The organism is Bacillus zhangzhouensis, assembly GCF_000715205.1.
Taxonomy (GTDB): domain Bacteria; phylum Bacillota; class Bacilli; order Bacillales; family Bacillaceae; genus Bacillus; species Bacillus zhangzhouensis.
This window is the reverse complement of sequence record NZ_JOTP01000006.1, coordinates 62,099-82,836: the sequence shown is the minus strand read 5'-3', so window position 1 is coordinate 82,836 and position 20,738 is coordinate 62,099. Positions and strand designations below refer to the sequence as shown.

The window sequence follows — 20,738 nt, the reverse complement described above, 5'->3', positions numbered from 1 at the left end:
GTAGCGTATGTCTGATCAAGAGCAATGGACCGAATCTGGACTTGAAATTGCAGTAGTAGGATTAGCAGGTACGTTTCCCGGAGCACCGGATGTCCAAACGTTTTGGGAAAATGTATCGCAAGGAAAGGAATCCGTTACGTTTTTCACTGATGAGGAATTAAAGGCAGCGGGTGTAGATGAAGCGCTGCTAAAGCATCCTGATTATGTGAAGGCCAAGCCATATTTACAAGATGCGGCATCATTTGATGCTGACTTCTTTGGCTATACTCCGCGAGAGGCTTCGATCATGGATCCGCAAATTCGATTGATGCATGAATGTACATGGCATGCGTTAGAAGACGCTGGCTATGATCCGGAGCAATACGATGGGTTAATTGGCCTTTATGCTGGCGCATCTAGCAATCTATCGTGGATGGGGCAGCATATGTCGTCACTTGGAAAGAACGAAGATGTGTTTCAAATCATGCATCTCAATGACCCGTCCTTCGCTTCTCGGGTTGCCTATAAATTAAATCTAAAAGGTCCAAGCGTATCCGTACAAACGGCTTGCTCCACGTCGCTTGTTGCTATCCATATGGCATGCCAAGGATTAATCGGTGGAGAATGTGATCTTGCGTTAGCTGGCGGTGTCACACTCCATCAGCCGCAGATCACAGGGTATCAATACCAAGAAGGAATGATTTATTCTCCTGATGGCCATTGCCGACCATTTGATGAGAAAGCAAAAGGGACCATTTTTGGAGAAGGTGCAGGCGTTGTGGCGCTAAAACGATTAAAAGATGCGATAGAAGACGGAGATTTTATTTATGCCGTCGTGAAAGGGTCTGCAACGAACAATGATGGAAGCAATAAAGTCGGCTATACGGCTCCAAGTGTCAGTGGTCAGGCAAGCGTCATTGAATCTGCTTTAGAAATGGCTGAGACAGAACCAGAGACGATTTCTTATATCGAAGCACATGGAACGGGTACGCCAGTTGGGGATCCGATAGAGATTGAAGCGCTCACTCGTGCTTTTCAAACAGATCAACAAGGCTTTTGCCGGATTGGATCAGTCAAAGCCAATATCGGTCATTTAGATGCCGCAAGCGGCGTGGCTGGGTTTATCAAAACAGTCATGATGCTGCATCATCGTCAATTTGTTCCAATGCCGCACTTTGATAAGCCGAATCACCGTATTCCATTTGATCAAACCCCATTTTATGTTGGGACGGATAAAGAAGAGTGGAAGGCGTCTCATTTGCCAAGGAGAGCTGGGATCAGCGCCTTTGGCATAGGTGGTGCAAATGCCCATGTCATCTTAGAAGAGGCAAAGCCGAGAAAAGCAAACAGGTCGGCCTCGTCAAAAGAATTAATCGTTCTGTCAGCCAGATCAAAGCATGACATGAAGAGTATGACAAAAAACCTGAAGGAATATGTTTCCTCACATCATGAACTCTCACTTGGTCAAGCAGCTTACACCTTACAAAGTGGAAGAAGAGCCTTCCAATACCGAAAAACGTTTGTCTGCTCAACGCGCGATGAATTACTGGAGAAACTGCAAGTTCTAAATGAAGATCCATTTGGCAGAGAAAGTGCTCTTTTCAAACGGATGAGCATGAGGTTGACTGGCTATCATGAGACAGGCTTACGTGAGTACATCAAGCTGTATGAGAAAGATCATTCCTTCAAGACAGAAGTGGATCGGTCAGTGAGTCTCGTCCAATCCGTGTTACCTATAAAAAAAGACGAGCTATTCCATTCAAAACCAAGCGGTCAAGCAGAAGTGGCTATGCTGATCATGACATCGGCTTTTGCCTATCAGCTGAAGGCACTCGGAATTGAACCAGACGTATGGATTGGAGAAGGAAGCGGGGTGTGGACAGCTTTATGTGCAGCAGGCGGTCTTGAGCTAACAGAAGCGGCATCCATTGTGTATCACCTTCATGACACTCAAACGGTGGATCAATGGCTTTCTACTCTGCATCAAAAAACACTGCATCAGCCTGTTTACATTCAACAGACGGGTGAGGAACTGACCACTTTCCAACCATCGTCTGCAAAGCGTTTCCTTGATAAGAACCAGACTGTAAAGTCATTCTTGAATGAGCAGGAATCAACAGCCTTGATCATCGATCTTTCAATGAAACAAGGCATGGTAGTTGAAAAAGGAGCAGAAAAAACAGCCGAACCACTTGATGGAGACATTCTTCAAATCGCAGGTGTTCTTTGGGAAATGGGGGTCGACTTAGCTTTTCCTTTAACAGAGGAGAAGAACAGGCAGCGTATTCCGCTCCCTGGATATCCATTTCATAAAAAAGACTTCTCTGCACAAACAAAACCGGTGGCAGCCATTGAACCGCAAAAACCACAAGAGGAAAAGCGTGTATTTACATCGCTCGCTTCTTTACAAAAAGACATTCATGACATTGTTCAAACTCATTTTGGGTTTGATCAAATAGACGATGAATCACCATTTTTTGAATTTGGTGCGACATCTCTTGATATATCCCAGCTTGCAGCGAAAATATCTGAGCGAATGGATCAAAAAATAGACACCGTTCAATTGTATCGTTTTGCCACAGTGGCAAGCCTTTCTGAATATTTGTTTGAAGAACAGACAGAACGTGAACAAACACCTGCTTCTCTCCCAGCAAAGATCGCATCACCTGAATATACAGATATTGCAATTGTCGGAATGGCAGGAAGGTTCCCAGGGACGTCGTCGCTAGAAGACTTTTGGCAGCGTCTTGTGAATGGCGAGGAAATGATTCACTTTTTCACAGAAGAAGAGCTCAAGAAAGCAGGGCTGGATGCGTCTGTTTATCAGCATCCGAATTTTATCGGAGCAAAAGGCCGTTTACAAGATATCGAGGGCTTTGATGCAGACTTCTTCAACTATTCTGCTAGAGAGGCAGAGCTGATGGATCCGCAGTTCAGACTTTTGCATGAATGTGCTTGGGAGGCGCTGGAGGATGCTGGCTGTGACCCTGACAGAATGGCTGGGAAAATTGGCGTTTATACAGGAACAAGCCCAAATCATGAATGGCTGACGCGCTTTGCACATCAAATGGAAGCAACAGAGCAATTCAGTGCGATGCTGTTAAATGATCGTGAGTTCTTTAGTACACAGCTTTCTTATAAATTGAATTTACACGGACCTAGTGTGACCATGCAGACAGCTTGTTCGACCTCACTTGTCAATATTGGCATGGCCTGTCAAGCATTATTGAATCAAGAATGTGATGCAGCGCTTGCTGGTGGTGTGACGGTCAGCTCTCCAGAAAATATCGGCTATATCTATCAAGATGGGATGATTCAATCAAAAGATGGGCATTGCCGTCCGTTTGACCAAGAGGCGAGCGGAACCATTTTCGGAGATGGAGCGGGGATTGTTCTGTTAAAACGTTACGAAGATGCCATCAGAGACGGCAACCCGATTCATGCTGTTATCAAAGGGGTTGGAGTGAACAATGATGGCAACCGAAAAGCTGGTTTTACCGCACCGAGTGTGGAAGGACAGGCAGAGGTTCTAAAAGAAACGTATGAAAAATCTGGCATAGATCCAGCTTCCATCGGTTATTTAGAAGCGCATGGAACGGGGACAAAAATGGGAGATCCAATCGAGGTATCTGCCCTTAGCCAAGTGTTTAAAGGAACAGAGCCGCTGACTATTCCAATCGGTTCTGTCAAAAGTAACGTCGGACACTTAAATAGTGCGGCAGGGATTGCAGGTCTGTTTAAAGCCATTTTGGCTATACAACATAAAACGATCCCGCCGACCATTCATTATGAGTCACCAAATGAGGATATTCCTTTCAAAGATACACCGTTTTATGTGAATCAAAAGGCGCTCTACTGGAAGGAATCAGATGAGCCGAGAAGAGCGGGGGTCAGTTCTTTCGGTATCGGCGGAACGAACGCCCATATGATCATAGAAGAAGGAATACTGGCGAAGCAGAAACCAGCTTCTAAGCAAAACCAGCTGCTCGTCCTATCTGCAAAAACGGATACTGCTTTAGCGGCAATGACGGATCAATTAAAGCAATATGTGACACAGCATCCTCAAGTTCCGCTTGAAGATATTGCTTATACATTGCGCTATGGTAGAAAGCAATTTCCGTACCGAAAAGCCATCGTGCTCTCGTCTGCTGATGAATGGCTGCAACAAAAACAACTTGAAACCAGTGTGTTCCGAAGCAAAAAATGGCGTAAAGCTACATTTGTGTTCTCGGGTCAAGGCGCTCAATATGCTGGCATGATGCGCGGATTATACGAAGCAGAGCCAGTGTTTAAATGGGAAGTAGACAGATGCTTCAAATATGTAATGGAAACAGAACAAGTTGATTTAAAGGCCATTGTTTTTTCAGAGGATGAAACAAACCAAGACATCACAAAAACGTCAAATGCACAGCCGCTTCTCTTCATATTTGAGTATGCATTAGCGAAATTACTGCAGCATAGCGGCATTGAGCCGGAATCGATGATTGGACACAGTATTGGTGAATACGTTGCCGCTTGCTTGTCAGGTGTCTTCTCACTGGAGTCTGCATTAACACTCGTTATGGCAAGAGGCAGATTGATGCAAGACATGGAAAAAGGCGCCATGCTTAGTGTGCAATTACCGGAGGCAGAGCTTGCCTCGATGATCGATGAATCGCTTTCCGTTGCTGCTGTCAATGCAAAAGACCTTTGTGTTGTCTCTGGGAAGGAAGAGCATGTTACCGCCTTTGAAAAGAAGCTGCAAGACAAAGGGATTGTCACAAGACAGCTTCATACTTCCCATGCCTTTCATTCGTACATGATGGAACCGATGCTGGAGGCATTTCATCAATTCGTAGAGCAGGTGGAATTGCATGAGCCGACAATTCCGTTCATCTCCAATGTGACAGGCACTTGGGCGACAAGTGAAGAGGTAAAGACAGCATCTTATTGGACAAATCACCTTCGTGGAACCGTTCATTTTCATGATGGCTTGTCTCAGCTATTCACCGATGAAGTACGAGCTCTCATTGAGGTAGGACCTGGAAATAGCTTGACGGCATTAGCGAAACGTCATGAAAACAAAGAGCCTCATCATGATGTGCTGAATATGGTGAGACATGCAAGGGAGCAAGCGGATGATCATGCGTATTTCTTAAAACGAATAGGTGAGCTATGGGCAGGCGGCTACGAGGTCAAGACGCAGCCAAGTCCAACTCAAGAGGAGCGTCAGCTTGTCTCTCTGCCAACCTATCCATTCGAGCGTAAACGATATTGGATTGAAGCAGGAAAGCCCGCTTCTCCGCAGCTATCAGTTCCAAAGGAAACGAAGAAGAAAGAGATGGGAGAATGGTTCTATCTGCCTTCTTGGGAGCAGCAGCCGCTAGATCCAGTTTTTGAAAAAGAAACAGAAGAACAAACATGGCTCATTTTCAGGGAACAGGATGCCTTTCATGAACTGTTTATACAATCTTTCAATCAACAAGGAATCAAGGCCATTTCTGTCACAAAGGGTGAAGCTTACCAAGAGAAAGGTCAATCGTTTACGATCAACCCGGCAGAAGGCCAGCATTATCGAAACATGCTAGATTCATTGTCTAATAGAGGTGTCAATATCACTCGTATTCTGCATTTATGGGAAGCTTCGAAAGAAGATGACATCGCGAGTCGTCAAAACGCTTTTCAGGCGCAAATTGAAAAAGGCTATTACAGTTTAATTTTCTTATCTCAAGCCATTGCGGCACAAAAAAATATTCGAGAATGCCGTCTGTTTACTGTCACTAGCGGGATTCAGCCAGTCACAGGGAATGAGACGATTTGTGCAGAGAAAAGTGCAATGCTTGGGCCGTGTAAAGTCATTTCACAGGAATACCACCATATCAAATGCTGGAATATCGATGTGGAAGACGTGCCAGACGTGATGTCTTGGAAGGAACAAGCACTTGTCGATCTCATTGTGCAGGAAATCATGCAGCCTGGAAAGGATCAGCTTGTGGCGTATCGCAATCGTCAACGCTGGGTGCAGAGCTACAAACGTATGCCACTGCAAAAAGAAGAGGGCCTTCCGAAGATGATCAGACCAAATGGCGTGTATCTCATCACGGGCGGTTTAGGAGGCATCGGTTTTGTCCTATCAAAGATGCTGGCGAAAGAAGGAAATGTGCATCTTTATTTAACAGGAAGAACAGCATTGCCGCCAAGAGACGAATGGGCGTCATATGCTCATCAAGAAAATGCGGATGAAGCGCAGCGTACGAGAATTGAGAAAGTACTCGAGCTCGAACGATTAGGTGCAACAGTTGAAGCGGTGCAGGCGAATGCGGGAGATCTTGATCAAATGAAGCATGTATTTGAGACCATTCGTAAAAAACATGGCGGCGTTCATGGTGTGTTCCATGCGGCAGGATTACCAGGGAGTACATCCTTCCGAGCGATCAAAGATATACCTTCTACACTTGCGCAGGGAGAAGATCAATTCCAATCAAAGGTGAAAGGGCTCGATGTGCTAGAGCAGTTGCTAGCTCAAGAGCAAGCGGATTTTTGTCTCCTCTTTTCATCCATTAGTGCATTGCTTGGGGGCTTAGGATTCTCTGCTTACTCAGCGGCTAACTTATATATGGATGCATTTGCAGCTAGACTCAATCAAAATAGTCAAACCCCATGGATGTGTGTGAACTGGGATGCGTGGAATTTCTGGGGTGAGCTAGAATCGACCATTGGTGAATCGATTAATGAGCTTGCGATTTTACCAGAAGAGGGTGCTGAGCTGTTCCAATATGTTCTTTCTAATCGACAGAATCGTCACATGCTCGTGTCCACAGGAAATCTTGATCAACGGATAGATCAATGGCTGTCACTAGAGTCGAAGGTTGCAGAGAGTGAGGATTCATATGAGGTGTCTAAGCACGAAAGGCCAGAGCTGAGCAATCCGTATGTGGCTCCTCGAAATGAAACTGAAAAAGCGATCTGTCAAGTGTGGCAGGACTTTATGGGCATGGAACAAGTGGGCATTCACGACAACTTCTTTGATCTTGGCGCAAGTTCGCTAGATATCGTTCAGGTCACCAACCGATTAAATCAAGCACTTCAAACAAATGAAGCGGTTGTTACCTTGTTTACGTACCCATCTGTCGCAGAGCTTGCGAAATATATTAAGCCTTCTGATGAATCGAAGGAAGAATCGATGGAAGAAGAACTAGCCGTCGTCACATCAGGTGATCGAAGAGCTCGTTTTAAACAGCAACGGAATAAAAGATTGAGAGGCGGAATCGAGAATGAATGATACAACGAATCACTATCATGGCGCAGAAATTGCTGTTATCGGTCTTGCAGGTCGTTTTCCAGGTGCCAAAAACGTAGAAGAATACTGGGAGAATCTGAAAAAGGGGAAGGAAGCAATCTCCTTTTTTACAGAGGAAGAATTACGGCGTGAAGGTACAGATGAAGCCTTATTGAAAAACCCCCGGTTTGTGAAAGCAAAAGGGATGCTTGATGACGTTGATTTATTTGATGCGGATTTCTTTGACTATACACCAAAGGAAGCGGCTATGATGGACCCGCAGTTCAGACTGTTTCATGAATGTGTTTGGACGGCGCTTGAGGATGCTGGGTACGATCCGTTTGAATATAAAGGTCAAATTGGCCTCTATACAGGTGCAGGAATCAATACAGAATGGGTCATGAGAGCTCTTCAAGGGGCTGCTCAGGGTGAGGACTCGAAAACACTGGAAGCCGCTGTTCTCAATATGCGTGACTATTTGGCGACGATGATTTCGTATAAATTAAATCTGAAGGGACCGAGTATGGTGGTGCAAACCGCCTGCTCGACCTCTATGGTGTCGATTCACTTAGCTGTTCAGGCTTTATTAAGCGGAGACTGTCATATGGCTGTTGCAGGCGGCGTGTCTATTCGTCTGCCGCAAAAATCGGGCTATCTCTATCAAGAAGGCATGATCCATTCATCTGATGGACATTGCCGCGTCTTTGATAACAAAGCTGATGGAACCGTTTTTGGCGATGGCGCAGGAGCTGTCATTTTGAAAAATTTAGAGGATGCAATGGAGGACGGCGACCATATTTATGCTGTGATTAAAGGGTCCTCTATTAATAATGATGGAAATAGAAAAGTAGGGTATACAGCGCCGAGTACAAAAGGTCAAGTATCAGCAATTAAGACAGCACTTCGAATGGCTGAGGTCGAACCTGAAAGCATTTCTTACATTGAAGCACATGGAACTGGAACAACGCTCGGAGACCCGATCGAAATTGAAGCACTCAAGCAAGCGTTTGATACGGATAAAAAAGGCTTTTGTCGCATTGGTTCTGTGAAATCAAATGTTGGTCATTTGAATGATGCTTCAGGTGTCGCCGGTTTTATTAAAACGGTCTTAAGCTTAAAGCATCAAGTGATTCCGCCGACGATTCATTTCGAGACGCCGAATGAAAAAATTGAATTTGCCGATTCGCCTTTCGTTGTGAACACAGACTTGACGCCATGGGGTGAGCAGGCAACTCCTCGCCGGGCAGGTGTAAGCTCATTTGGGATTGGTGGAACAAACGCCCATGTCATTTTAGAAGAAGCACCGAATACACGTGTAGCACCAGATAACACAGATGACAGTGAACTTCTTTTATTATCTGCAAAAACACCAGCAGCCCTTGAGAAAATGACGGACCGCCTTGCCGACTATTTACTTCAACATCAGCAGCATGTCCGTTTAGCGGATATCGCCTATACGCTCCAAACAGGACGCCATCATTTCCCGCATAAGCGTGTGATTCTTGGAAGTGACATAGCTGACATGTTACAGGCGCTGAATCAAAGGTCAAAAGAGGTGGTCAAGACGGCCAGTTCTCAAACATCGAGTCGGCCTGTCGTCTTTCTTTTCCCGGGCCAAGGATCTCAGTATGTGGATATGGGGCGTCAGCTTTATGATAAGTATCCAGTCTTTAAGGAAGCGTTGGATCAATGCTTGGATCAATTCAAACAGCATGTTTCAGTTGACCCATTCACCATTTTATTTTCAACAGAAGCAAGTGATGACCGTCAGCTGATCAACCAAACAGAATATACGCAGCCGCTCCTGTTTAGTATTGAATATGCTTTGGCTAAATTGTTGATTCATTTTGGGATAAAGCCGCAGGCGATGATCGGTCACAGTATCGGAGAATACACAGCTGCTGCTGTGTCTGGTTTACTATCTGTAGAAGATGCGATAGATCTCGTGTCTTATCGTGGACAACTCATTAGCCAGCTTCCGAAAGGCTCTATGCTGAGTGTTCCGTTGAGTGAACAGAAGGTGCTGCCATATTTGACAGACGATCTTTCACTCGCAGCAGTAAATGGTCCTGAGTTATGTGTGGTGTCAGGTGAGACAGCAGCCATTGATGCACTCGCTGAGAAGCTAGAGGCTGCTGGACATGGATGTAGAAAGCTTCACACCTCCCATGCCTTCCATTCCAAAATGATGGATGCCATCCTGCCATCATTCAAAGAAAAATTAGCAGAGTATCGACTGAATGCACCATCTATCCCGTATATTTCTAACGTCACGGGTACGTGGATTGAAAATGAGACAGTACAAGACCCAGCATACTGGGCTGATCACTTGCGACAAGTGGTCCGTTTCCGTGACGGGGCAGAGACATTATTAACGGAGCTTGATCCAATTTTCATTGAAGTCGGACCAGGGAATACGTTAAGTGCCTTTATTCGCCAAGCCTCTAAGGAACACCATCAGCAACCGATTCCATTGATGCGTCACCCGAAAGAAGAAGCAGCAGACGATCGCTATCTGTTGAGTAGACTGGGTGACATCTGGCTTCAAGGAGTGCCGGTTGACTGGACAAAATTAAGACAACACAAATCAATTCAAAAAGTATCTTTGCCAACCTATCCGTTTGAACGACAAAGATACTGGATCGAAAAGGTAGATACATCAGCACTCTCTTCGTCTTCAGGTGTGCAAATGGTGGTGCCTAAGGAAAACAAGGGACAAGAAATAGAAGAAAACAATCAAGGCCAAGCCGCTGCAGCGAGTGATATTGAAGCAACATTACAGCGGATGTGGAAAGACATTTTAGGAATCGACAAAGTGGAAAAGGACGATCATTTCTTTGAGCTTGGCGGACATTCATTAAATGCGACCGGCCTCATTTCTCAAATTCACAAAGAATTTGGTGTAGAGCTAACGCTCACAGATATGTTCAACAATCCGACGATTGAAAAGCTCCAAGCATTCATTGAAAAGGCAGAGAAGCATCAATATTTCAAAATTGAACCGGTGGAACAGAAAGACACGTATCCATTATCTGCCGCTCAAAGACGGACGTTCCTTATTCATCAGCGTATTGGTCAAGTGACCTCGTACAACATGCCAATGGCACTGAGATGTAAAGGTGAAATCGACGTCGATCGTTTTGAGCAGACCTTCAAGCAATTAATTGATCGTCACGAAACCTTGCGAACGACCTTTGAATTAAAAGATGGAGAACCCGTTCAGCGGGTCCATGATGAATTCCAGTTTGCTGTTGAAATGACAGAGGCTAAGGAAGAGGAATTAGAAGCACAAATCGATGAATTCATTCGCCCATTTGACTTGAAGGCTGCACCGTTAATCCGTGTGCGTTTTGTGAAAATCGCAGCAGATGACCATCTCTTATTAGTCGATATGCATAATATTGTGGCTGATGGTGCGAGCATGAACATCTTTATTAAAGAATTTACTGAGCTTTATCGCGGGGAAGCCTTACCTGAACTTACTGTTCAATATAAGGATTATGCAGAATGGCAGGACAAGTATTTCCGCAGCGAGATGTTTCAAAAGCAGCAGGATTATTGGAAGGAGCAAGTTGGCTCAAACGTTCCAACCTTAACGATGCCATATGATTTTGAACGGAAGGAACAATCCTTCTTAGGAAGAGCGATCAAATTTAACATTGAACCGCACATCGTCGAAAAAATTGAACAGCTCGCTGAACGATATCAGCTGACAAACAATGTCATCTTGTTCCAGCTATATGGCCTGCTGCTCTCACGCTATGCCGATCAGGAGGAGCTGATTGTCGGTTCACTTGTTGCTGGCAGACGTCACGCCGATATTGAACATACAATTGGCATGTTTACGAACTTCCTGCCAATTAAACTAGACATGGTACAAGAGGCTTCCTTTACCGAGCAATTGGCTCAAACAAAGCAAGTCCTGCTTGATGCATATGATCATCAAGAATATCCATTTGACCAAATGGTCGAGCATCTGAATCCAAAAACAAGACCGCATCGCAATCCATTTTTTGATACGATGCTCATTTATCATAATGAGTACGATCCGAATATTAAAATTGAAGCTGATGGACTGATCTTTGAAACGCATGAGTTTGCTAAGGGAATTTCCAAGCTCGATATGAAAATGGATGTTGTCAGAGAGGTAACAGGCGAGTTAAAGTGTGTTCTTCAATACAATCTTGCTCTGTTTGAACATGAGACGATGCATGCTTTCGTGAAACACTTCCAGCACTTGGTCGAACAGGCTGTTCAAGCACCTGATCAATTGCTTAAAGATTTCGCCGTACTTTCAGAGGAAGAAGAACGAGCGGCAAAAGAGAAAAGAGAACGTGCAGAGAAAAAAGCACCACTTGTGCTGACAGTCAGCTCAACATTTACGGCAGATCCAATCGCTCCGTACATTCATTACTGGACCAAGCAGTTTGATGTGCAGCTCGATGTTCAATTTGCACCGTATGGGCAGGTCTATCAGGAATTATTAAATGAACGCAGCCTCATCTCACAGAAGAAAAATGGAGCCAATCTTCTACTCGTTCGTTTGGAGGATATCACGGGTCCAGCGCATCTATCACTTGAAGAAAAGAAAAAGCTGGCCTCAGAACATGCAGAAGAACTCGCAAACGTTCTGAAATTAAAAACGAAACATAACCTATATTTTGTTGGCATTTTGCCGATGAATGCTACTCTTAAAGACACCCTGCAAGACGTGGAACAAGAGTGGATCGCCCAGTTATCTGAGATGAGCGGCGTTCAGCTGATCGACTGCCGTCAGCTTGCTCAGCAATATCAGGTGGAAGAGATGTTTGACGAACAAGGAGAGCAAGCCGCGCATCTCCCATTCACTGAAGCCTTTTTTGGAGCAATTGGTACAAAAGTCGCGAGAGAGATTGTTGCATGGCAAGTTGTACCATTTAAAGTAGCGGCCATTGACTGCGATCATACACTTTGGAGAGGTGTCGTTTCAGAAGACGGCGTGGAAGGCATCGACATCACGAAAGAACATCAAACGCTCCAGCGCTTTTTAAAACAAAAGAAACAAGAGGGGATGCTGCTTGTTCTAAGTAGCAGGAACAATGAAGAAGATGTGTGGCGTGTGTTTGAAAACCATCCGGATATGATTTTGCAAAAAGAGGATATTGTCGACTGGCGGATCAATTGGGAAAGTAAACCGGTCCATCTAAAAGAGATGGCAGATTCACTGAACCTTTCATTATCTCAGTTTATTTTCTTAGATGATGACCCAGCACAGTGCTTGCGTATGAATGAAGAGCTACCTGAAGTGATGACACTGCTGTTACCTGCCAATGAAAAAGCCATTCCGTTATTTGCCCAGCATGCTTGGGCATTTGACCGCTATAATGTTACAGATGAGGATAGAGAGCGGACAACGAGCTACAAGGCTGAAAAAGCACGTAAAAAAGAGCAAGCAGAGTCGCCATCAATGGAGCAATTTTTACAAGATTTGAATTTGAACATGAGCGTAACAGAATGGGGAGAGCAGCACCTTGCCCGCGTGGCTCAGATGAGCAGTCGCATTAACCAATTCCGTTTAAATGATCAGCGCTTTGATGAACAGCAGCTGAGAGAGCAGATGGAGAATGAGCATGTTCAAGGCTGGATCATTGAGGCAGCGGATCGCTTCAGTCATGAAGGGATTGTAGGCGCCATCTTGGCACATCATGCGAATGAAACTTTGAAAATTGATGCATGGATGCTGAGCTGCCGTGCTCTAGGGAAAGGCATTGAGCAAAAATGTCTGACATGGCTCGCTGAATACAGCCGTCAGCACCAACTTTCGACCATTGAATTTACGTATGCATCTACTGGACGTAATCAGCTATTCAAGTTCTTTATGGAAGAGCATCAGATGCAGGAGATTGAGGGGCAGCAAACATATCGAATAAAAGTGGAAGAAATCGGTTCATTAAGTGATCACATTCAAATCGTCAATCAGCTGTCATCTCGTCAGCACTCGGCTGGAGAAATAGAGGGTCACACGATGGAGGCAGCAAGTCATCCCGCTTCTGAAGCTTATACATGGGAAACGGTTCAAACAGATCAAACATTGCACAACGGCTATGTGAAAGCTCTAAAGGTGCATGACGAAGAAGGTCTACGTTCATTATTAAAGACGGAACATACGCAGGATGGTGGACTTTACGCACAGCCAACCAATGAAAGAGAGGCGTTACTTTTAGACATTTGGTGTGACATTCTTCATGTGGAAAAAGTAGGAATTGACAACGACTTTTTCGATTTAGGAGGAAATTCTTTACTTGCTGTCAAAATGGAAGTAGAGATTGAAAAGAAGGGTTGGTATGTTGATGATTTGAATTTTGCTGAAAAACACACCATTCGCGAATTAGCAAAATATATGAAGAGGGAGAATCAGCATGCATAAAGATGTAAAAGCCATATATGAAGAATCGAAAATTTTAGATGAGGCAACTCATTTATACGGGGTCCAGCGAAGTGACATCCACTTTATCGCAGATGCAGAAAACTATGTGTATGAAATGAAAAAGGACGGAGAGTCTTTCATTTTAAAAATTACTCATACCATCCGCAGATCACCTGATTATATTTTAGGTGAAATGGAATGGCTGCATCACTTAGCGAAGGGCGGTCTTTCGGTTGCGAAACCAATTGCTTCATTAAATGGCCATGATATCGAACAAGTAGACGATGGGCAAGGCGGTGCATTTTTGCTTCGAGTCTATGAAAAAGCACCAGGCCGAAAAGTCGAAGAGGCAGACTGGAACGATGAATTATTTTATGCCCTTGGACAATATACAGGCCGCATGCATAAGCTGACAAAAAGCTATCAGCTGTCAGACCCACGTTATAAAAGACAGGAGTGGGATGAAGAGGAGCAGCTTAAGCTACGAAAATATGTACCAGCAGATCAAACGCTTGTGTTCGAACAAGCGGATCGGTTAATGGAAAAGCTGGCAAAGCTCCCGAAAAATCAGGATACGTACGGATTGGTTCATGCGGATTTGCATCATGGAAACTTCCACTGGGATCAAGGGAAAATCACAACCTTTGATTTCGATGATATTGGGTACAACTGGTTTATGAACGACATCAGCATTTTGCTATACAATGTCTTGTGGTACCCAGTGATTCCATACGAAGACAAAGCTGCTTTTGCAGGGAACTTTATGAAGCAGTTCCTTAAAGGCTATCGTGAAGAGAATGAACTTGGGGATGAGTGGCTCGCCTACATTCCTGACTTCCTTCGCTTACGTCACATGCTGATCTATGGTTTGCTGCATCAAGCCTTTGATTTGGCCACCCTTGGAGAAGAAGAGAAGGCTATGCTCGCTGGCTTCCGCTCCGATATTGAGCAAGCAGCACCTATTACGACGTTTGACTTTACAAAGCTAAGTCAATCTTAAAACGAACATCCCCGCCTAGTGTTGAGGCGGGGATTATTTTTTATGGGCGATATGTGGATGGCGATTCAATCATTTGAAACAGGTTTTTTCCTTGCTTTGTATTATCAATCCAGCCCTGAAATGCTGCTTTACCTGGCCCGTATGCATAGACAGGGACATCCTCACCTGTATGGGCAAAGGTTGTCCAGCCTGTGAAAGAACGCTGATCAAAGATACGTTGAATGCTGAGTTGGATCGAACTGGCCTTCCCTGATTGTGCCGCTTTTTCTACCTGTAAGATTTCTTCTGCTGTGAGTGAGACATCAATGTAGGTATGAAGGACATCACGTACAGATTGGCCGCCTGCGATTTTCTTTGCCATATACACAGGGGTTTTTTTTGCAGCTAGGATGGGTGCTGGGTCCCATTTATAGCCGGTCTCACTTGTCATACCATCTGCGCCAAATGAAAAGCCGCCAGTCGCATGATCTGCTGTGATGACGACGAGGGTTTCTTGATCTTTTTTAGCGAATTGAAGAGCCACTTGGACCGCTTTCTCAAAATCCTCCATCTCACTCATTGCACCGACAACATCATTTTCATGTCCAGCAGAATCAATGGTACTGCCTTCAAGCAGCATAAAAAAGCCATGCTGATTGTCCTGATTTAATTGGGTCAGCGCTGCCTGCGTCATGTCTTTTAAAGTAGGCACATGCTTTGGGCGGTCGATGGCTCGATCTAGCTCGTCCTCCTGAAATAAACCGAGCATTTTTGCTGATGATTGAGATGTTAAATCACCTTTCGATCGCAGAATGGAATACCCGCTCTTTTTAAATTCTTGAACAAGGTCACGGTCTTTGCGGTCAAAATATTGCATTCCGCCTCCGAGAAGAATATCGACTTTGTGCTCTCCGCCTATTTTCTCATCAAAGAAGTGGTCTGCAATTTGATCTTTGTTTTTGCGGGAGACGTTATGTGTGCCAAAAGCAGCCGGTGTTGCATCGGTGATATCAGATGAGACGACAAAGGCCGTTCTCATTCGTGCTTCCTTTGCTGCTTCAACGATGCTTCTAAGAGGCTCTGTTTCATGATTGACGGCGATAGCATCATTGTATGTTTTTTTCCCGGTTGCCATGGCTGTCGCTGCGGCAGCTGAATCAGTAATATTATCTCGAGGATCATCTGGGTGTGTCGTCTGCATCCCGACTAAATATGGGTCCCAGACGGTTTGTTCTTTTGAAGAAGAATGTTTTTCCTGCTTGAACGTACGGTAGGCTTTGATCACGGGCATCCCCATCCCATCGCCAACGATAAAGATGATATTTTTTGGTACTTTCGTTTGTTTTTTGTCTGCTGCATTCGTTGATGTGGGAGTGACATAATGTGAGGTGAAGATGACAGCTAGTGTGAGTACGGCCAGAATACCAGAAAAGAGAAAAATGCGATTTTTACGATCCATTGAGCCCATGAGAAATCCCCTTTTATCATTTATTTCATAATTTGTATTTTATTTGAATGTTAGCGATGGATCAACCCCTTATCCCATAAAAAAAGGTGACGAGACTTTTGTCTCATCACCATTTACACCGTATCACACTTCACGCCAACAACGCCTTCTAGATCTTTAATATCAAAGTACACATCGGTTGTATACCGATCTTTATGCACACGAACGCGTACTTCCATGATCGGATAGTCCTTTTCTTTTAAATCATCAATTCGAACAGAATGAATGCGAATATTGAGTGCTTTCATTTCTTTTAAAATGTCTGTCATCCGGTTTCGATCAGAAAGTGACATTCTGATGCGGATTTCTTTTTCCTGCAGACGAATCGGTCCGATCCGCTGAAAGAGCCATGGTAAAAATTCGACACTGATCAAAATAAAGAAAAGACTGAGGAAGGCTTCTTTATAAAAACCTGCACCTGTTGCAACCCCAAGTCCTGCTGCTCCCCAGATCATTGCGGAAGTCGTGAGACCTGAGATGACATCATTGCTTTTTCGAAGAATCACACCTGCTCCAATAAAACCAACACCAGATATAATTTGCGCCGGTAACCTGAGTGGGTCCATTTGAAGCTTAGAGACTCGAGGGAAATTGTAGGCTGCATCAATGCTGATGATGGTTAATACGCAGGAGCTGACAGCAATGACAATACACGTTTTTAAGCCGAGCGGCTTTTTCTTTAGCTCGCGTTCTAGACCGATGATCAGCCCGATTAAGGTGGCCACGGCTAATTTTAAGACAGTATCCCATTCAATCGTCCAAAACATGCGTATCACTCCTTTCACTTCATGTACGTTTCACATCATGTATATGATCTTCTCACAGCCCATATGGCTGCACAACTTTTATTTTATTCAGATTTGAAAGAAAGAAAAGCTTTTTATTTCACTGAAAAAGAGAGTCATCCGCATAAGGCAGATGACTCTTTATTTCCTGCTATTTTGTTTCTTCTTTAAGATGATTTTCCATTTTGTTAAACAGCTGTTTTGATGCTTTTGACGGCGTGCTTGTCAATAAGCTCACAATGATCGCAGCTAATCCACTTAACGTAAAGCCTGGGATCATTTCATAGATACCTGTTGCATGGTTGAGGCCTGTCGTGATCCATGTCAGAACCACAATGGCACCAACGATCATCCCAACAAGTGCCCCGTGATGATTCATCCGTTTCCAGTATAGGCATAGTAAGATCACTGGACCGAATGAAGAACCGAATCCTGCCCACGCATAACCGACAAGGTCAAGAATCGTATCACTTGGGTTGAGTGAAAGACAAAGTGCAATCACAGCGACAACTAGTACAGACATACGGCCAATCATCACAAGCTCTTGATCAGATGCTTTTTTTCTAAAGAACGTTCTGTATAAATCCTCTGTCATCGCACTTGCTGTGACAAGCAGCTGAGAAGAAATCGAACTCATAATCGCAGCTAAAATGGCAGAGAGTAAAAATCCAGTAATATATGGATGGAACAAGACTTTAGAAAAGACGATAAAAATCGTTTCTGGGTCAGCAAGGTTCATTCCAGTTTCATGAACATATGCCACACCAACTAAACCGACAGACAGTGAACCGATCACTGAAATAATCATCCAACTCATTCCGATTCGGCGTGCTGGCTTTAAATCTTTTACGGACGTAATGGCCATAAAGCGCACGATAATATGAGGCTGTCCAAAGTAACCTAGTCCCCAAGCGAGGAAGGATATAATGCCAATGACGCTCGTTCCTCTAAAAATATCAAGCAATTTAGGATCAATCTGTTGAATATCTTGGAATGTAGCAACAGGTCCGCCTAATTGTGTAAAGGCAACGATCGGCACGAGCACTAATGCTAAAAACATGATAGCTCCTTGGACAAAGTCCGTTAAGCTCACTGCCAGGAATCCACCAAACAATGTATACAAAATAACAATACTTGACGTCAAAATCAGCCCAAACATGTAGTGTGCACCAAATGCTGACTCAAATAAACGTCCGCCTGATACCATCCCAGACGATGTATACAGCGTAAAGAAGATTAAAATGATGACGGCTGAAACAGCTTTTAATAAAGCAGATGATCCTTTGAATCGTTTATCAAAGAAATCAGGAATCGTAATGGCATCATCAGCAATTTCTGTATAAGAACGTAAACGAGGTGCAAGAATTAAATAGTTCAAGTAAGCACCAACGATTAATCCAATCGCAAGCCAGGTCGTCGATAAACCTGTTTTATACATTTCACCTGGTACACCCATCAGCATCCAGCCGCTCATATCCGCAGCACCTGCTGAAAGAGCTGTAACGAATGGGCCAAGTCCGCGTCCACCAAGCATATAATCATTTAAATCATGTGTTTTCCTAAATGCATACCAACCGATGGCAAGCATCCCGATAAAATAAATAGATAAGGAAATTGTAACTTCAATACTCATTTTGTGTTCTCACCTTTTTCGTATAAATTTGACATCACCTCAATCAAAATATCCAGAAGTGTCAGGGCTAGTTTTTTGATTGAATGCCCTTCTCACTGCTATGGTTACTTAACCTAACAGAGTATTCCCAAGTGATCAACCTTCTTAAACCTCTTCATTTTTAAGAAAAAATGGACAGATCGGTGATACGAATCAGTTTGTATACGCTTACAAAAGTAAATAAAAGTAAAAATTTTCTGAAAATAAAAGGGTGTCTGCATGCTTATTTTCTTCATCAGTTGAATCACAATGATGCTTCGAGAGAAAATGCCTCTTACAGCCCCTGCGTAAAGTTGCTTTAGAACAGTAAAATTTGATATGATAAAGTGTATATGACTTATGATCATGACCACGAACACGTATCATTTTTGGAGGTGAACCTGCATGTCTAGAATTTCAATAGAAGAAGTAAAGCACGTTGCGCATTTAGCACGGCTTGCCATTACAGAAGAAGAAGCTGAGATGTTTACAGAACAGCTTGATAGCATCATTTCATTTGCAGAGCAGTTAAACGAGGTAGATACGGAAAACGTTGAACCAACAACACACGTATTAAAAATGAAAAACGTCATGAGAGAAGATGTTCCGAATAAAGGTCTTTCAATTGAGGCAGTCATCAAAAACGCGCCTGATCATAAAGACGGCTATATTCGTGTGCCATCAATTTTGGACTAAAGGAGGCCCGAGACATGTCACTGTTTGATCACAAAATTTCTGAATTAAAAGAGCTTTTACATAAAAAGGAACTGTCTGTTTCTGATTTAGTGGACGAGTCTTATAAACGAATCAATGAAGTAGACGGGAAAGTACAAGCATTCCTTGCACTGGACGAAGAGAAAGCACGTGCGTATGCAAAGGAATTGGACGAGGCAGTTGGTGAAAAGGACGAGCTTGGTCTATTGTTCGGTATGCCGATCGGTGTGAAAGATAACATCGTGACGAAGGATTTACGTACAACAGCATCAAGTAAAATCTTGCAAAACTTTGATCCAATATATGATGCAACCGTTGTGAACCGTCTAAGAGAGGCGGAAGCTGTCACAATCGGTAAACTAAACATGGACGAATTTGCAATGGGATCTTCTACAGAGAACTCAGGCTACAAAGCAACGAAAAACCCATGGAATTTGAATACAGTTCCGGGTGGATCAAGCGGTGGATCAGCTGCATCTGTTGCAGCAGGTGAGGTACCATTTTCTCTTGGATCAGATACAGGCGGTTCTATTCGCCAGCCAGCATCATTCTGCGGGGTTGTAGGTCTTAAGCCGACATATGGCCGTGTATCCAGATACGGTTTAATTGCATTTGCTTCATCATTAGATCAAATTGGACCGATTACGCGTAATGTAGAGGACAATGCTTATGTTCTTCAAGCGATTTCTGGCGTCGATCAAATGGACGCAACAAGTGCAAATGTCGATGTCCCAGATTTTCTTTCTTCATTAACTGGCGACATCAAAGGTCTTAAAATTGCAGTGCCGAAAGAATATCTTGGCGAAGGCGTTGGCGAGGAAGCAAAAGAGTCTGTTCTCAAAGCGTTAAAAGTATTAGAAGGACTTGGTGCGACATGGGAAGAAGTGTCTCTTCCGCATTCTAAATATGCGCTTGCGACTTACTACTTACTGTCTTCTTCAGAAGCATCTGCGAACCTTGCACGTTTTGACGGCATCCGCTATGGCTACCGTACAGATAACGCAGACAATCTCATTGATTTATACAAAAATACACGTTCTGAAGGCTTCGGGGACGAAGTAAAACGCCGCATCATGCTTGGCACATTCGCTCTAAGCTCAGGATATTATGATGCGTATTATAAAAAAGCACAAAAAGTCCGTACATTGATCAAAAAAGACTTTGAAGATGTGTTCGAAAAGTATGATGTCATTGTAGGACCAACAACACCTACTCCTGCATTCAACATCGGTGAAAAAACAAGCGATCCACTTACAATGTACGCAAACGACATTTTAACGATCCCTGTTAACCTTGCAGGCGTTCCGGGAATCAGTGTGCCTTGTGGATTTGCAAACGGTCTTCCGTTAGGACTGCAAGTCATCGGCAAACACTTTGATGAAGGAACAGTTTATCGCGTCGCTCACGCTTTCGAGCAAGCAACAGATCATCATAAAGCAAAACCTGAACTGTAAGGGGT

The 20,738-nt window shown here is 43.9% G+C and carries 8 protein-coding genes; 5 read left to right on the top strand and 3 right to left on the bottom strand.

Annotated elements, in window-relative coordinates; genetic code table 11:
- The first annotated feature begins 7 nt into the window (after positions 1-7).
- The 3 genes from BA70_RS07340 to BA70_RS07330 are packed head-to-tail and all read left to right on the top strand — an operon-like array spanning position 8 to position 14,643.
- Complete coding sequence (locus tag BA70_RS07340; RefSeq protein ID WP_034320166.1) at positions 8-7,240, top strand: type I polyketide synthase; 7,233 nt, start codon at positions 8-10, stop codon at positions 7,238-7,240.
- Complete coding sequence (locus BA70_RS07335; protein WP_034320163.1) at positions 7,233-13,643, top strand: type I polyketide synthase; 6,411 nt, start codon at positions 7,233-7,235, stop codon at positions 13,641-13,643. The genes BA70_RS07340 and BA70_RS07335 overlap by 8 nt, the downstream gene beginning before the upstream one ends.
- Complete coding sequence (locus BA70_RS07330) at positions 13,636-14,643, top strand: phosphotransferase enzyme family protein (RefSeq protein WP_034320160.1); 1,008 nt, start codon at positions 13,636-13,638, stop codon at positions 14,641-14,643. The genes BA70_RS07335 and BA70_RS07330 overlap by 8 nt, the downstream gene beginning before the upstream one ends.
- Positions 14,644-14,683: 40 nt before the next feature.
- On the opposite strand, the gene BA70_RS07325 is transcribed toward BA70_RS07330, so the two are convergent.
- From BA70_RS07325 to putP, 3 genes are all read right to left on the bottom strand, one after another.
- Positions 14,684-16,090 carry an alkaline phosphatase gene (locus BA70_RS07325; RefSeq protein WP_034320157.1) on the bottom strand — a complete coding sequence of 469 codons (1,407 nt, stop codon included), beginning with the start codon at positions 16,088-16,090 and terminating at the stop codon, positions 14,684-14,686.
- A gap of 113 nt (positions 16,091-16,203) precedes the next feature.
- A complete protein-coding gene (locus BA70_RS07320; RefSeq protein WP_024424547.1) occupies positions 16,204-16,896 on the bottom strand; it encodes an MgtC/SapB family protein in 693 nt (230 codons plus the stop codon).
- Between the two features lie 169 nt (positions 16,897-17,065).
- Positions 17,066-18,547 (bottom strand): sodium/proline symporter PutP, encoded by a 1,482-nt coding sequence (gene putP, locus BA70_RS07315; RefSeq protein ID WP_034320154.1) that lies wholly within the window; start codon positions 18,545-18,547, stop codon positions 17,066-17,068.
- 423 nt (positions 18,548-18,970) lie between these two features.
- On the opposite strand from putP, the gene gatC reads away from it, so the two are divergent.
- Positions 18,971-19,261 carry an Asp-tRNA(Asn)/Glu-tRNA(Gln) amidotransferase subunit GatC gene (gene gatC, locus BA70_RS07310; RefSeq protein ID WP_003213898.1) on the top strand — a complete coding sequence of 97 codons (291 nt, stop codon included), beginning with the start codon at positions 18,971-18,973 and terminating at the stop codon, positions 19,259-19,261.
- Between the two features lie 14 nt (positions 19,262-19,275).
- The gene (gene gatA / locus BA70_RS07305) at positions 19,276-20,733 is read left to right on the top strand and encodes an Asp-tRNA(Asn)/Glu-tRNA(Gln) amidotransferase subunit GatA (RefSeq protein ID WP_034320152.1); all 1,458 of its coding nucleotides are present in this window, start codon (positions 19,276-19,278) and stop codon (positions 20,731-20,733) included.
- Positions 20,734-20,738 lie beyond the last annotated feature (5 nt).